The following is a 13,525-nucleotide window of genomic DNA, read 5'->3' as shown; positions in this document are numbered from 1 at the left end:
CGCCCCCATTTCTCTTTTTAATGATTTAAAATACGGCTCAAGAATAGGCGTGCCCGTTCTTCCTTCGGGTTTGCGTAAAACTCAGCCGGTGCTGATTCCTCCAGAATGTTACCTTCATCAATAAAGACAATACGATCCGCCACTTCTCTCGCAAACCCCATTTCATGCGTCACGACAACCATTGTCATGCCTTCTTTGGCGAGGTTCTTCATCACATCAAGCACTTCACCGATCATTTCCGGATCGAGCGCCGATGTCGGCTCGTCAAACAGCATGACCTCCGGCTTCATCGCCAGTCCCCGGGCAATAGCCACACGCTGCTGCTGCCCGCCGGAAAGCTGGGAAGGATAGGCGTTTGCTTTCTCAGGGATGCCGACTTTTTCAAGGTAATACAGTGCAGTTTCCTTCGCTTGTTCAGCGGATTGTCCGAGTACTTTTACGGGCGCCAGCATAATATTTTGCAGCACGGTTTTATGAGGATATAAATGAAAGTGCTGAAACACCATTCCGATATTTCGCCGTACGTGATTAATGGCAGTTTTTCTGTCATTAATAACTGTGCCGTTTACGGTAAGTGTTCCTTCGTTAATCGTCTCCAGCCTGTTGATGCATCTGAGTAAAGTGCTTTTTCCGGAACCGGATGGGCCGATAATGACGACGACTTCACCTTTTTCGATTTGCAGGTTAATCTGCTTTAGCACATGAAAATCTCCGTAATGCTTGTTTACATTTTGAAATGAGATCATCGCAATCCTCCTAACAGAAACTTTAATAATTGTGTGTAAATGTAACTAACTTACAAGGTTGAGGAAAGTAACAACACGATATGATGCATACCTTAGTGCAGAAGGGTCAAACTTTTCTGAAAATTTAGCGTGGGAAAATATCCATTCTATTTGCCTGTGTAAAGAAAACATAAGAGAATAATTCCCTATAATCCTCAAAAGATATAGAAGAGGTGAAAGCAGATGCTCCAGAAACCGGTGCAGCTTTTGTTATGGGTGGCCATTTGTTTATTGGTCCTGTTAACAGTCTATGTCTTTTGTATGCTAGATATGTTATGGTCTCCCCTGTGGCTCGTCATAAAATCGATCTTTATTCCCTTGATCATTTCTATTTTTATTTCTTATTTATTACTTCCGGTCACTGAGTGGCTTCATGACAAAGGTCTGCCGAGGACTTTAAGCATTTTGGTGATTTACGTTCTTTTTTTTGGCGGACTGGGCTGGGCATTATATAAAGGTGTGCCTGTTCTAATCGTGCAGCTGACGGATTTGTCAGAAAATATACCTATGTTTGCCGAGACGTACAATGGGCTCCTTCTTCACGTGCATAACCATACAGATGACTGGCCGGACGGCATGCATCATCGCATAGACAAAATGATTAGGCAGACAGAGGCGTTTTTCGCCGGCACAATCGAAGGGGCAATCAGCGGAATCCGTAAAGTGCTCGACTATTTCTTAATTGCGGCAACGATTCCTTTTCTCGTGTTTTATATGGTCAAGGACATCGAATTGATGAAAAAAACGGTGTGGTATTTGACGCCGAAGTCGTGGAGGAAGCGGGGCAGCGATTTTTTGCTTGATGTAGATGATTCTCTCGGTGATTACATTCGCGGCCAGCTGCTCGTCTGCTTGATTCTCGGAGCCGTAGCCGGTATTACATTTTGGATATTTGGCCTTCCGTATCCGCTGATACTGGGTCTTATCTCGGGTATTACGAATGTCATCCCGTACTTCGGTCCCTTTATCGGCGCTGTTCCTGCGCTTTTGATTGCGATGACGATTTCTGTGAAGGCCGTTCTTGTCGTTGTCATTACGGTGTTTGTACTTCAATTTTTGGAAGGAAATGTCCTCAGTCCGTTTATTGTCGGCAGAAGCCTCAAGATGCACCCGGTAGTGATCATGCTTGCGCTTCTTGCCGGAGGTGAGCTGGCGGGGATTGTCGGCATGATACTGGCAGTGCCTGCTGCGGCTGTTTTAAAAGTAATGATGATCCATTTTCTGCGGATGCGGACGGAGCATTGACATTGGCGTGCCGCTTGTCTATAATTTCTCGTAGAATACATACGAATCTCGAGTGACGGATCTGAGTACGCCGAAGCCCTGTTAAAGAGAGAAGCTCCGTAAGCTGAAAGGAGCTTTATCAGAAGATCGGAGGAAGCTAATCCTGAGTGCAGTTAATCGCTGCCGCACATCCTGCGTTATTGGATGAAAGGTGACGGGCGAATCATAAGGCCCGTAATCAGGGTGGTACCGCGAGACAGCTCTCGTCCCTGTGTAAACGTGTGTTTGCATAGGGGGAGGGCTTTTTTGCTGTCACTGAAGAGAATTTCGATTTTTATAGAGGAGGAAATACAATGAAACACTTAACTTCTGCTGAAGTGCGTCAAATGTTTTTGGATTTCTTTAAAGAAAAAGGACATGCTGTAGAGCCGAGCGCGTCATTAGTGCCTCATGAAGATCCTTCACTGCTTTGGATCAACAGCGGTGTTGCGACGCTGAAAAAATATTTTGACGGCCGCGTTGTGCCGGAAAATCCAAGAATCGTAAACGCTCAAAAAGCAATCAGAACAAACGATATTGAAAATGTGGGTAAAACCGCGCGCCATCACACATTCTTTGAAATGCTCGGAAACTTTTCCATCGGCGATTATTTTAAAGAAGAAGCGATCACATGGGCTTGGGAATTTTTAACGAGTGACAAGTGGATTGGTTTTGACGAAGAGCTTCTTTCTGTTACAGTTCATCCGGAAGATGAAGAAGCGTATGAGTTTTGGGCGAAAAAAATCGGTGTTCCGGAAGAAAGAATTATTCGCCTGGAAGGGAACTTCTGGGACATCGGCGAAGGGCCGAGCGGACCGAACACAGAAATTTTCTACGACCGCGGTGAAGCGTACGGGAACGATCCTGACGATCCGGAGCTTTATCCTGGGGGAGAAAATGACCGCTATCTTGAAGTATGGAACCTTGTATTCTCTGAGTTCAACCATAATCCGGATGGCACGTATACGCCGCTTCCGAAGAAAAACATCGATACAGGGATGGGGCTTGAAAGAATGGTATCTGTCATTCAAAATGTCCCGACAAACTTTGATACTGATTTGTTTGTCCCAATCATTAAAGCGACAGAAACGATTTCCGGTGAAGCTTACGGCCAAGATCATGTAAAAGACACTGCATTTAAAGTCATCGCCGACCACATCAGAACGGTTGCTTTTGCTGTCAGTGACGGGGCGCTTCCGTCAAATGAAGGACGCGGCTATGTATTAAGACGTTTATTGCGCCGCGCTGTTCGTTATGCCAAAACGATCAACATCAACCGTCCGTTCATGTACGATCTTGTGCCGGTTGTTGCTGAGATCATGGCTGCTTTCTACCCTGAAGTAAAAGAGAAGGAAGAATTCATCTCAAAGGTCATTAAAACGGAGGAAGAACGCTTCCACGAAACATTGAATGAAGGACTTGCCATCTTGTCTGAAATGATCAAAAAGGAAAAAGATAAGGGCAGCAGCGTCATTTCAGGTGCGGATGTCTTTAAACTTTACGACACGTATGGATTCCCGGTTGAACTGACTGAAGAATATGCGGAAGACGAGAACATGACAGTTGACCATAAAGGCTTTGAAGAAGAAATGAACCAGCAGCGCGAGCGGGCCAGAAATGCACGTCAGGATGTCGGCAGCATGCAGGTGCAGGGCGGCGCATTACGCGACGTAACAGAAGAAAGCACATTTGTCGGCTACTCCCAAACAAAGGCTGATGCCAATGTGATTGTGCTTCTGCAGGACGGCCAGTTAATTGAAGAAGCGCATGAAGGCGAAACTGTACAGATCATTCTTGACGAAACACCTTTCTATGCGGAAAGCGGCGGTCAAATCGGCGACAAAGGCTTTTTGCGCAGCGAGCAGGCAGTGGTAAAAGTGAAAGATGTGCAAAAAGCGCCGAACGGCCAGCATGTGCATGAAGGTGTTGTCGAGAGCGGAAGCGTTCAAAAAGGCATGCATGTAACAGCTGAGGTTGAAGATCATATGAGAAGCGGCGTGATTAAAAACCATACGGCAACGCACTTATTGCACCAGGCCTTGAAGGATGTTCTTGGAACGCACGTCAATCAGGCGGGCTCTCTTGTGAATGAAAACCGCCTTCGTTTTGACTTCTCACACTTCGGACAAGTGACAAAAGAAGAGCTCGAACGAATTGAAGTCATTGTAAACGAAAAGATTTGGGCAAGCATCCCGGTCAGCATTGATCTGAAACCGATCGCTGAAGCAAAAGAAATGGGAGCTATGGCTCTGTTCGGAGAAAAATACGGTGATATTGTAAGGGTTGTTCAAGTCGGAGATTACAGCCTTGAGCTTTGCGGCGGATGCCATGTCAGCAACACAGCGGAAATCGGCTTGTTTAAAATTGTATCTGAGTCTGGAATCGGAGCGGGCACTAGACGGATTGAAGCTGTAACAGGACAAGGCGCTTACGTGGAAATGAACAGTCAGATCTCAGTTTTGAAGCAGACTGCCGACGAACTGAAAACAAATATCAAAGAGGTGCCGAAGCGCGTTGCTGCGCTGCAGGCTGAGCTGAAGGAAGCGCAAAGAGAAAATGAATCTCTTCTGGCGAAACTAGGCAACGTTGAAGCAGGCGCCATTCTATCAAAAGTAAAAGAAGTTGATGGTGTCAGCGTGCTTGCGGAAAAGGTAAACGCCAAAGACATGAACCATCTCCGCACAATGGTTGATGAACTGAAAGCAAAAATCGGCTCTGCGGTCATCGTGCTTGGCGCTGTACAAAATGATAAAGTCAATATTTCTGCCGGTGTTACAAAGGATCTGATTGAGAAAGGCCTTCATGCCGGCAAGCTTGTCAAACAAGCCGCGGAAGTTTGCGGCGGAGGCGGCGGAGGCCGTCCGGACATGGCACAGGCGGGCGGCAAGCAGCCGGAAAAATTAGAAGAAGCATTGGCTTCTGTAGAAGATTGGGTGAAATCCGTTTTATAATTTGCCCATGTAGTGTAGAATGATGGTAAGATTAGGACCCCAGGCTGAACTTTGCCTGCGAATTTGGGAAAGAGGTGCAAAACGGTGAGCTCGTTTGATAAAACGATGAAATTTAATTTCTCCGATGATTCTGCCGAGACTAACGTAAATGAGGTGCTGATTACTGTGTATGACGCGCTTCAGGAAAAGGGCTACAATCCAATCAATCAGATTGTCGGATACTTGCTGTCAGGTGATCCCGCTTATATTCCTAGGCATCGTGACGCTCGCAATTTAATTCGCAAACTTGAAAGAGACGAATTAATCGAGGAATTGGTGAAGTCTTATTTAGAACAGCATAAAGAGGCGTAAATAAACAATGAGAATATTAGGGCTCGATTTAGGAACCAAAACACTCGGTGTTGCTCTGAGCGATGAAATGGGCTGGACTGCTCAAGGCATTGAGACCATAAAGATAAATGAAGCAGAGGGCGATTACGGATTACCCCGTTTATCTGAACTGACAAAAGACTATACTATAGATAAGATCGTGCTTGGCTTTCCTAAAAACATGAATGGAACAGTCGGCCCGAGAGGTGAAGCCAGCCAAACATTTGCGAAAGTGCTTGAAAACACGTACAATGTTCCTGTTGTGTTGTGGGACGAGCGTCTTACCACAATGGCGGCTGAAAAAATGCTGATTGCCGCTGATGTCAGCAGGCAGAAACGAAAAAAAGTCATTGATAAAATGGCGGCTGTTATGATTCTGCAAGGATATCTTGACAGCTTAAATTAAAGCCAGAGGTGAATATAATGGAACACGGCGAAAAAAATATTACAATTGTTGACGATCAAGGAAATGAACAGCTTTGCGAAGTACTGTTTACATTTGAAAACGAAGAGTTTGGCAAATCTTATGTGTTGTACTACCCAATTGAAACAAAGAATGACGAAGAAGTAGAAATTCTTGCTTCCAGCTTTACGCCAAACGAAGATGGTGAAGACGGTGAACTATTCCCGATCGAAACCGATGAAGAATGGGATATGATCGAAGAGACATTAAACACGTTTTTAGCGGAAGAAGACGAAGAGTAAAAACCGCGCCAAAAGCCGGAGCCTATACTGCTCCGGCTTTTTTTCTGCTTATAAAGAGACTTTTTTTGTAATAAATTGCCGAAACAGCATGAATCATGTAGTATAAAAGCTGATGGGAGGAGACCTTATGTATATTAATCAGCAAAAAAAATCATTTTTAAATAAAAAAAGAATTGTACTGTCTTCCATTATTGTGCTGCTTCTCATCATAGGCGGAGCATTTTTATATGGGAAATCACTGCTGGAACCTGTTGAAAAAAACAATAAAACGACAGTTAATATTAACATTCCGAGCGGATCGTCTGTATCTGCGATCGCATCGATTTTGAAGGAAAACAATGTCATAAAAAGTGAAAAGGCATTTCAGTACTATGTGAAATATAAAAAAGCTTCCGGATTCCAAGCCGGGTACTACCATCTGAACAAAGGAATGGATCTGGATGCCATTATCAAGAAGCTGACAAGCGGAGCAACAAACTACGCCTTTCAAATCACCGTGCCTGAGGGGAAACAGCTGACACAGATCGCCGACGCCATTGCGGAGGAAACGAAATACTCAAAAAAACAGGTCATGGCAAAGCTGGACGATAAAACGTTTATCAATCAGCTGAAAAAGGAATTTCCGGACACCGTTACAAACGATGTTTTTCAGAAGAATATAAAGCATCCGCTGGAAGGATACCTATTCCCGGCTACATATCCATTCAACGATCCGGATACGTCGCTTGAGAACATCATAACTGAGATGATGAAACAGACAGATTCTTATGTGAAAACATACAAAACAGAAATGAAGAAAGAAAAGCTTTCTGTGCATAAGCTGCTGACGGTGGCTTCTTTGATCGAAGAGGAAGCGACTGAAAAAGCCGATCGCCATAAAATTTCCAGCGTCTTTTATAACAGGCTGAAAAAGAAGATGCCGCTTCAGACCGATCCGACCGTCTTGTACGCGGCTGGAAAACATAAAGACCGGGTGCTTTATAAAGACCTTGAAATCGATTCGCCGTACAATACGTATAAAAACACCGGCCTGCCGCCAGGACCGATTGCCAATGCCGGAATGTCGTCATGGGAAGCGGCGCTTCATCCGGATAAAACGGACTATCTGTACTTTTTAGCAAAATCAAACGGTGATGTCGTATTTACGAAAACATTAAAAGAACATAATAAAGCAAAAGAAAAATATATTTCGGCAAAAAATCAGAAATAAAAGGAGAGCAAAAGCTCTCCTTTTATTCGCATTCCGCAAGGTTTTATGATAAAATATATCGGGTTGTTTACTAACGTATACAAGTTGTGCTCAGAGAGTGTCCTGTGTCAAAGACTGGGGCACTCCTTTTTAGAACGGGAGGCTGTTTGTTGTGACAGACCGCTATGAACAAATAAATAACTATATAGAAGCTTTATTGAAGCCTCAGCCGGATAACGTGAGGAAACTGGAAGCATATGCGGAAGAACATCATGTTCCGATTATGGAAAAAGCGGGCATAGAAGTGCTGCTTCAAATTTTGTCTGTCAAACAGGCGAAGAAAATACTGGAGATCGGAACGGCTATCGGTTACTCGGCCATTCGAATGGCGCTGGCACTGCCGTCTGCAGAAATATATACGATTGAACGCAATGAGACACGCCATGAGGAAGCTGTTAAAAACATAAAGGATTTTCAGCTGAATGACCGAATCCATGTGTTTTACGGGGACGCGCTCGAATTAGCAGAAGCCGTTCATGTCACAGCGCCATATGATGTGATTTTCATTGATGCTGCTAAAGGTCAATATCAAAACTTTTTTCACTTATATGAACCGATGCTTTCGCCAGACGGGGTGATTTTAACAGACAACGTGCTGTTTAAAGGTTTGGTGGCAGAGGATTACAGCAAAATAGAACCAAAAAGAAGACGCAGGCTGGTATCAAAAATCGATGAGTATAATCATTGGCTGATGAATCATCCGGATTATCAAACTGCGATTATCCCTGTTGGGGACGGGCTTGCGATCAGTAAAAAGAAGAGGTGAACGTCATGAAAAAACCAGAGCTCTTAGTCACACCGACAAGTACGGCAGACATTTTGCCGCTGATTCAGGCGGGAGCAACTGCGTTTTTAGTTGGGGAACAGAGATACGGTCTTAGATTAGCGGGGGAATTTTCCCGTGAGGATGTAACGAAAGCCGTAGACATTGCCCACAACGAAGGAGCAAAAGTATACGTTGCCGTAAACGGAATTTTTCATAATGATAAAGTGGGAGAACTTGGCGATTATCTCGCTTTCTTAGCGGAAACGGGCGTTGATGCGGCTGTATTCGGCGATCCTGCCGTTCTTATGGCTGCACGTGAATCAGCGCCGGATCTGAAGCTTCATTGGAGCACAGAAACGACAGGAACCAACTATTATACATGCAACTACTGGGGACGTAAAGGCGCAACTCGATCTGTGCTTGCCAGAGAATTAAATATGGACAGCATTGTCGAGATCAAAGAAAACGCAGAAGTTGAAATTGAAGTTCAGGTGCATGGAATGACCTGCATGTTCCAGTCGAAACGTTCCTTGATCGGAAACTATTTCGAATACCAAGGCAAAGTCATGGACATTGAAAGAAAGAAAAAAGAATCGGGCATGTTCCTGCATGATAAGGAACGCCATAATAAATATCCGATTTTCGAAGATGAAAACGGCACACATATCATGAGCCCAAACGATGTGTGCATCATTGATGAACTTGAAGAGCTGATAGATGCGGGAGTCGATTCTTTCAAAATCGACGGTGTTCTGAAATCATCTGAATACTTAGTGGAAGTCACCAGCATGTACAGAGAAGCGATTGATCTGTGTGCGGAAAACCGTGACGATTACGAAGCGAAAAAAGAAGACTGGATCGAACGTATTGAAAACATTCAGCCAGTAAACAGAAAAATAGATACTGGCTTCTTCTTTAAAGAAACGGTTTATTAATGAAAAGGAGGTTACGCTATGACTGCCGTAAATGATAAGATTTCTAAAATAGTGGATGGTAAGCGTGTGATTATGAAAAAGCCAGAGCTTCTCGCGCCTGCGGGGAATCTTGAAAAGCTGAAAATTGCTGTGCATTACGGAGCGGATGCCGTCTTTATCGGAGGGCAGGAATACGGGCTTCGTTCGAATGCGGATAACTTTACGATTGAAGAAATCGCAGAGGGCGTGGAATTTGCGAAAAAATACGGCGCGAAAATTTACGTCACGACAAACATTTTTGCCCATAATGAGAATATTGACGGGCTTGAAGATTATTTAAAAGCTCTTGGTGACGCCAATGTTGCCGGCATCATTGTGGCAGATCCGCTTATTATCGAAACATGCCGCAGAGTAGCGCCTCATGTTGAGGTTCACTTGAGCACGCAGCAATCTCTCTCCAACTGGAAGGCTGTTCAGTTCTGGAAGGAAGAAGGGCTTGACCGTGTGGTGTTAGCCCGTGAGACAAGCGCGCTCGAAATCAGAGAAATGAAAGAAAAAGTAGATATCGAAATCGAATCCTTTATTCACGGTGCGATGTGTATTGCATACTCCGGCCGCTGTGTCCTGAGCAATCACATGACAGCCCGCGATTCCAACCGCGGAGGCTGCTGCCAGTCATGCCGCTGGGATTATGATTTATATCAAACCGACGGTGCCAATGCCGTTGCTTTATACAGTGAAGAAGACGCTCCGTTTGCAATGAGTCCGAAAGACTTGAAGCTGATTGAGTCGATTCCGAAAATGATTGAAATGGGCATCGACAGCTTAAAGATTGAAGGACGGATGAAATCCATTCACTACGTAGCGACAGTTGTCAGCGTATATCGTAAAGTGATTGACGCTTATTGCGCTGATCCCGATAACTTTGTGATTCAAAAAGAATGGCTGGAAGAGCTTGATAAATGCGCCAACCGTGACACTGCGACAGCTTTCTTCGAAGGAACACCAGGCTATGAAGAGCAAATGTTTGGCGAACACGGCAAAAAAACAACATTTGATTTTGTCGGCTTAGTGCTGAATTATGATGAGGATACACAAATGGTCACTCTTCAGCAGCGCAATTTCTTCAAAAAAGGCGACGAAGTAGAATTTTTCGGTCCGGAAATCGAAAACTTTACACATACGATTGAAACCATTTGGGACGAAGACGGAAATGAGCTAGACGCTGCCCGCCATCCCCTGCAAATTGTCAAATTCAAATTAGACAAAAAGATTTATCCGAGCAACATGATGAGAAAGGGGAAGTAATCACCCATGGGTAAGAGTCCAGTAGTCATTGGAATCGCAGGAGGTTCCGGATCAGGAAAAACGAGTGTAACACGTTCAATTTATGAACAATTCAAAGGGCACTCGATTTTAATGATCCAGCAAGACCTCTATTATAAAGACCAAAGCCATCTTCCATTTGAAGAAAGGCTGAATACAAACTATGATCATCCGCTTGCGTTTGATAATGACTATTTAATCGAGCATATTCAAGACCTTTTGAATTACCGTCCGATTGAAAAGCCGATTTACGATTATAAGCTTCACACACGGTCAGAAGAAACGGTTCACGTAGAGCCGAAAGACGTGATTATTCTTGAAGGCATTCTTGTTCTTGAAGATAAAAGGCTGCGCGACCTGATGGATATCAAGCTTTACGTTGACACAGACGCAGACTTGCGCATCATCAGACGGATTATGAGAGATATTAATGAGCGCGGACGCTCTATTGATTCTGTCATTGAACAATATGTGTCTGTTGTCCGCCCGATGCACAATCAATTCGTTGAGCCGACAAAGCGATACGCTGATATTATTATCCCGGAAGGCGGACAAAATCACGTTGCAATTGATCTGATGGTCACAAAAATTCAAACCATTCTTGAACAAAACGCGATTTTGTAATACCATAGCATAGACATAAATAACTCTGACCATATTATGTATAGGCAGGAAGGGGATGTGTAAATTCCCTTCTTTCCCTGTTTATAAACGCGAAATATTTGCAGAACCACAAGATTCAGTTTAAGATAAACAGTACCAATATGGGAGAGAAGAACGAGGACTGCCCTGTGTTCTCATTCTTGTATTTTAGTTTATGCTCTCATACATAATCGAAGATGTTGAGGGACAACCAGAAGGAGTGAAGGGACATGGCACAAGAGAAAGTTTTTCCTATGACTGTAGAAGGAAAACAAAAACTTGAACAAGAATTAGAATATTTGAAAACGGTTAAACGAAAAGAAGTAGTAGAGCGCATCAAAATCGCGAGAAGTTTCGGGGATCTTTCCGAAAACTCTGAATACGACTCAGCGAAAGAAGAGCAGGCATTCGTAGAGGGCCGTGTAACGACTCTTGAGAATATGATCCGCAATGCGAAAATCATTGAAGATGACGGCGGCTCTAACGTTGTCGGTTTAGGTAAAACCGTCACTTTCGTCGAACTGCCTGATGGTGATGAAGAATCTTATACAATCGTCGGAAGCGCTGAAGCTGATCCGTTTGAAGGGAAAATTTCAAACGACTCGCCGATCGCTAAAAGCCTGCTTGGCAAAAAAGTAGATGATGAAGTCACAGTTCAGACACCGGGCGGAGAAATGCTCGTGAAAATTGTGAAAATTTCATAATATCCGTTTAGCAAAGAAACACCTCGTCCACAATGTGGGTGAGGTGTTTTTTTATGAAGTTATCGAAACGAATGAAGCTGGCTGTTCTGGCTTTTTTAATCGTGTTTTTTCTGCTTTTGCTGAGGCTCGCGGAAATCCAGTTGTTTTTCACAGAATCATTTTCAAAAAAGAAAATTAATTTAATACAGGAAAGTGTTAATCAGCGAACGGAGGAAGTGCTCATTTCTGATGGCAGAGGATCGTTTTTAGATCGAAACGGCCAAGCGCTGACGGGTACAAGCGAGCCTGCGGTTGTTTTGTTCCCTTTTCTGTTAACGCAGGACTGGCCGATTAAAAAAGTCGCAGAGATTCTCGGCATGTCTGAAGATGATTTGCATCAGACTCTTGCAAAATCGAAAAAACCAGTTATTTTACATCAAAAGAAAATCAAAACACTTTCGAAGGAATCTATCACAAAAATCAATTCTTTGAAATATCCTGGCATTTACGGCGTATATATGGAGAATGAAGACAAGCCCAGTCTTGCCTCGCATACGATAGGCACAACCAATCAAGATCCAGCGCTTCTCCGCAATAAGTATCCTGAAAAGGAAAACCTGCCGATTAAAACGAAAATCGGCACAACTGGTTTAGAACGGACATTTGATGAGTTTTTGCTTCCGGAACAGGACACGAAGCTTTTGTATCATGTGGACGGAAAAGGAAACCCTTTGTTCGGCATGGACGTCAAATATACAGCTGAGGCCAACTCATTTTATCCGCTCCAAGTCAAAACAACGATTGATCAAAGCATTCAAAAAGCGATAGAAGGCATACTAGATGATCAGGGGCTGAAAAAAGGAGGAGCGGTGCTGCTGGACATCGAAAAGAGCAGTGTGTTGGGCATCGTAAGCAAACCGGATGCCGATGTGTCCAGACAAAACACGCTTCAAAATTATATGTTGACGCCAATCTATCCCGGCTCCGTTTTTAAAACTGTGATTGCGGCAGCTGCGATTGAGCATAACGCGGTAAAGCCGAGCCAAACCTTTAATTGTAATTTAAACCTGTACGGCGAACCGGGAGACGACAAAGGAACCCTGTCCTTTGAAGAAAGTTTCGCGCAAAGCTGCAATTACACGTTTACAAGTCTTGCCGAACAATTAATGAAGAAAGACCATTCCGTCATTGAAGACATGTCAGAAAAGCTGTCCCTTACAGATCGGGCAGGCTGGGAAGGAAAACTGTACCACGAGTCAGATTTCCGCCAATTCTATAATGAAAAAAGCGGCGTGATTTGGGGGGATGAAAAAGACAAATCAGTCAAAAAAGCAATTGCGCAAACAGCGATCGGGCAGAAAAATGTAAAGGTAACGCCGCTTGAGGTAGCTAATATGATGGCGACAATCGCCCGCGGCGGTGAAAAGCGTCAGGTGAAAATCGCAGAGCAGATTGAATACAAAAACGGCACAACGCTCGTCAAGTTTAAAGATCAGAAGCTTAAAGGAGAAACAATAGACAAATATACGGCACAGCAGCTTCAAAAAATGCTGCGTCGGGTGGTGGAATCTCCTTTCGGAACGGGCAGAAGGTTTCAGGATCTTTCGTATACTGTAGCAGGGAAGTCAGGCACGGCCCAGACAGGCAAGCTTTCAAAAGATAAAGAAACGCTTTATGAAAAATGGTTTGCCGGGTATTTTCCCGCGGATAAGCCGAAATACGCGCTTGTCGTATTGCACATGGATACGCCGGGGGATAAGGCTCTGACAAATTCGGTGTTTTATGATATTGTTAAAAAAGTACACGAAATTGAAATCAATCAGAAATAGAACAACTTCTCAGCACATGGTAAAATATATGCTGAGCCAAGAG

Annotated in this window: 13 protein-coding genes; 12 read left to right on the top strand and 1 reads right to left on the bottom strand. The window is 44.0% G+C overall.

From position 1 onward, the window contains the following. Window positions 1-17: 17 nt before the first annotated feature. Window positions 18-746 carry an amino acid ABC transporter ATP-binding protein gene (locus P3L57_RS13410; protein WP_069487132.1) on the bottom strand — a complete coding sequence of 243 codons (729 nt, stop codon included), beginning with the start codon at window positions 744-746 and terminating at the stop codon, window positions 18-20. A gap of 222 nt (window positions 747-968) precedes the next feature. On the opposite strand from P3L57_RS13410, the gene P3L57_RS13405 reads away from it, so the two are divergent. The 12 genes from P3L57_RS13405 to P3L57_RS13350 all read left to right on the top strand — a co-directional run bounded on the left by P3L57_RS13405 (window position 969) and on the right by P3L57_RS13350 (window position 13,482). After that, window positions 969-2,030, top strand: coding sequence for an AI-2E family transporter (locus P3L57_RS13405; RefSeq protein WP_069487133.1), 1,062 nt, complete (start codon window positions 969-971; stop codon window positions 2,028-2,030). 332 nt (window positions 2,031-2,362) lie between these two features. Continuing rightward, entirely contained in the window at window positions 2,363-4,999 is a 2,637-nt protein-coding gene (gene alaS, locus P3L57_RS13400; protein ID WP_069487134.1) for an alanine--tRNA ligase, read from the top strand. 84 nt (window positions 5,000-5,083) lie between these two features. Then, entirely contained in the window at window positions 5,084-5,350 is a 267-nt protein-coding gene (locus tag P3L57_RS13395; RefSeq protein ID WP_003225903.1) for an IreB family regulatory phosphoprotein, read from the top strand. 7 nt (window positions 5,351-5,357) lie between these two features. Beyond that, a complete protein-coding gene (gene ruvX / locus P3L57_RS13390; protein ID WP_044154325.1) occupies window positions 5,358-5,774 on the top strand; it encodes a Holliday junction resolvase RuvX in 417 nt (138 codons plus the stop codon). Between the two features lie 17 nt (window positions 5,775-5,791). Continuing rightward, window positions 5,792-6,073 carry a DUF1292 domain-containing protein gene (locus P3L57_RS13385; RefSeq protein ID WP_010335105.1) on the top strand — a complete coding sequence of 94 codons (282 nt, stop codon included), beginning with the start codon at window positions 5,792-5,794 and terminating at the stop codon, window positions 6,071-6,073. 127 nt (window positions 6,074-6,200) lie between these two features. Then, window positions 6,201-7,283 (top strand): endolytic transglycosylase MltG, encoded by a 1,083-nt coding sequence (gene mltG / locus P3L57_RS13380; protein WP_059293523.1) that lies wholly within the window; start codon window positions 6,201-6,203, stop codon window positions 7,281-7,283. 151 nt (window positions 7,284-7,434) lie between these two features. Further along, entirely contained in the window at window positions 7,435-8,088 is a 654-nt protein-coding gene (locus P3L57_RS13375; protein ID WP_069487135.1) for an O-methyltransferase, read from the top strand. A 5-nt stretch (window positions 8,089-8,093) separates the two neighbouring features. Then, complete coding sequence (locus P3L57_RS13370; protein WP_059335500.1) at window positions 8,094-9,023, top strand: peptidase U32 family protein; 930 nt, start codon at window positions 8,094-8,096, stop codon at window positions 9,021-9,023. Between the two features lie 18 nt (window positions 9,024-9,041). Then, window positions 9,042-10,310 (top strand): peptidase U32 family protein, encoded by a 1,269-nt coding sequence (locus P3L57_RS13365; RefSeq protein ID WP_069487136.1) that lies wholly within the window; start codon window positions 9,042-9,044, stop codon window positions 10,308-10,310. Window positions 10,311-10,316: 6 nt separating this feature from the next. After that, window positions 10,317-10,952 carry a uridine kinase gene (gene udk, locus P3L57_RS13360; protein WP_010335100.1) on the top strand — a complete coding sequence of 212 codons (636 nt, stop codon included), beginning with the start codon at window positions 10,317-10,319 and terminating at the stop codon, window positions 10,950-10,952. Between the two features lie 248 nt (window positions 10,953-11,200). Then, window positions 11,201-11,674, top strand: a complete 474-nt coding sequence (greA, locus tag P3L57_RS13355; protein ID WP_010335099.1) for a transcription elongation factor GreA — start codon at window positions 11,201-11,203, stop codon at window positions 11,672-11,674. A gap of 53 nt (window positions 11,675-11,727) precedes the next feature. Next, the gene (locus tag P3L57_RS13350) at window positions 11,728-13,482 is read left to right on the top strand and encodes a peptidoglycan D,D-transpeptidase FtsI family protein (protein WP_059335498.1); all 1,755 of its coding nucleotides are present in this window, start codon (window positions 11,728-11,730) and stop codon (window positions 13,480-13,482) included. Window positions 13,483-13,525: the final 43 nt, after the last annotated feature.

Source organism: Bacillus sp. B28 (genome assembly GCF_029536185.1).
GTDB classification, from domain to species: Bacteria; Bacillota; Bacilli; order Bacillales; family Bacillaceae; genus Bacillus; species Bacillus halotolerans.
Note: the sequence above shows the minus strand (reverse complement) of the source record. Positions and strands in the feature narration are given on the sequence as shown.

Bases quoted from the DNA above. Each gene is read 5' to 3' on its own strand.
- P3L57_RS13365 (WP_069487136.1), top strand. From the start codon at position 9,042: ATGACTGCCGTAAATGATAAGATTTCTAAAATAGTGGATGGTAAGCGT.
- mltG (WP_059293523.1), top strand. From the start codon at position 6,201: ATGTATATTAATCAGCAAAAAAAATCATTTTTAAATAAAAAAAGAATT.
- P3L57_RS13405 (WP_069487133.1), top strand. From the start codon at position 969: ATGCTCCAGAAACCGGTGCAGCTTTTGTTATGGGTGGCCATTTGTTTA.
- P3L57_RS13410 (WP_069487132.1), bottom strand. From the start codon at position 746: ATGATCTCATTTCAAAATGTAAACAAGCATTACGGAGATTTTCATGTG.
- alaS (WP_069487134.1), top strand. From the start codon at position 2,363: ATGAAACACTTAACTTCTGCTGAAGTGCGTCAAATGTTTTTGGATTTC.
- P3L57_RS13350 (WP_059335498.1), top strand. From the start codon at position 11,728: ATGAAGTTATCGAAACGAATGAAGCTGGCTGTTCTGGCTTTTTTAATC.
- greA (WP_010335099.1), top strand. From the start codon at position 11,201: ATGGCACAAGAGAAAGTTTTTCCTATGACTGTAGAAGGAAAACAAAAA.
- ruvX (WP_044154325.1), top strand. From the start codon at position 5,358: ATGAGAATATTAGGGCTCGATTTAGGAACCAAAACACTCGGTGTTGCT.
- P3L57_RS13385 (WP_010335105.1), top strand. From the start codon at position 5,792: ATGGAACACGGCGAAAAAAATATTACAATTGTTGACGATCAAGGAAAT.
- udk (WP_010335100.1), top strand. From the start codon at position 10,317: ATGGGTAAGAGTCCAGTAGTCATTGGAATCGCAGGAGGTTCCGGATCA.
- P3L57_RS13370 (WP_059335500.1), top strand. From the start codon at position 8,094: ATGAAAAAACCAGAGCTCTTAGTCACACCGACAAGTACGGCAGACATT.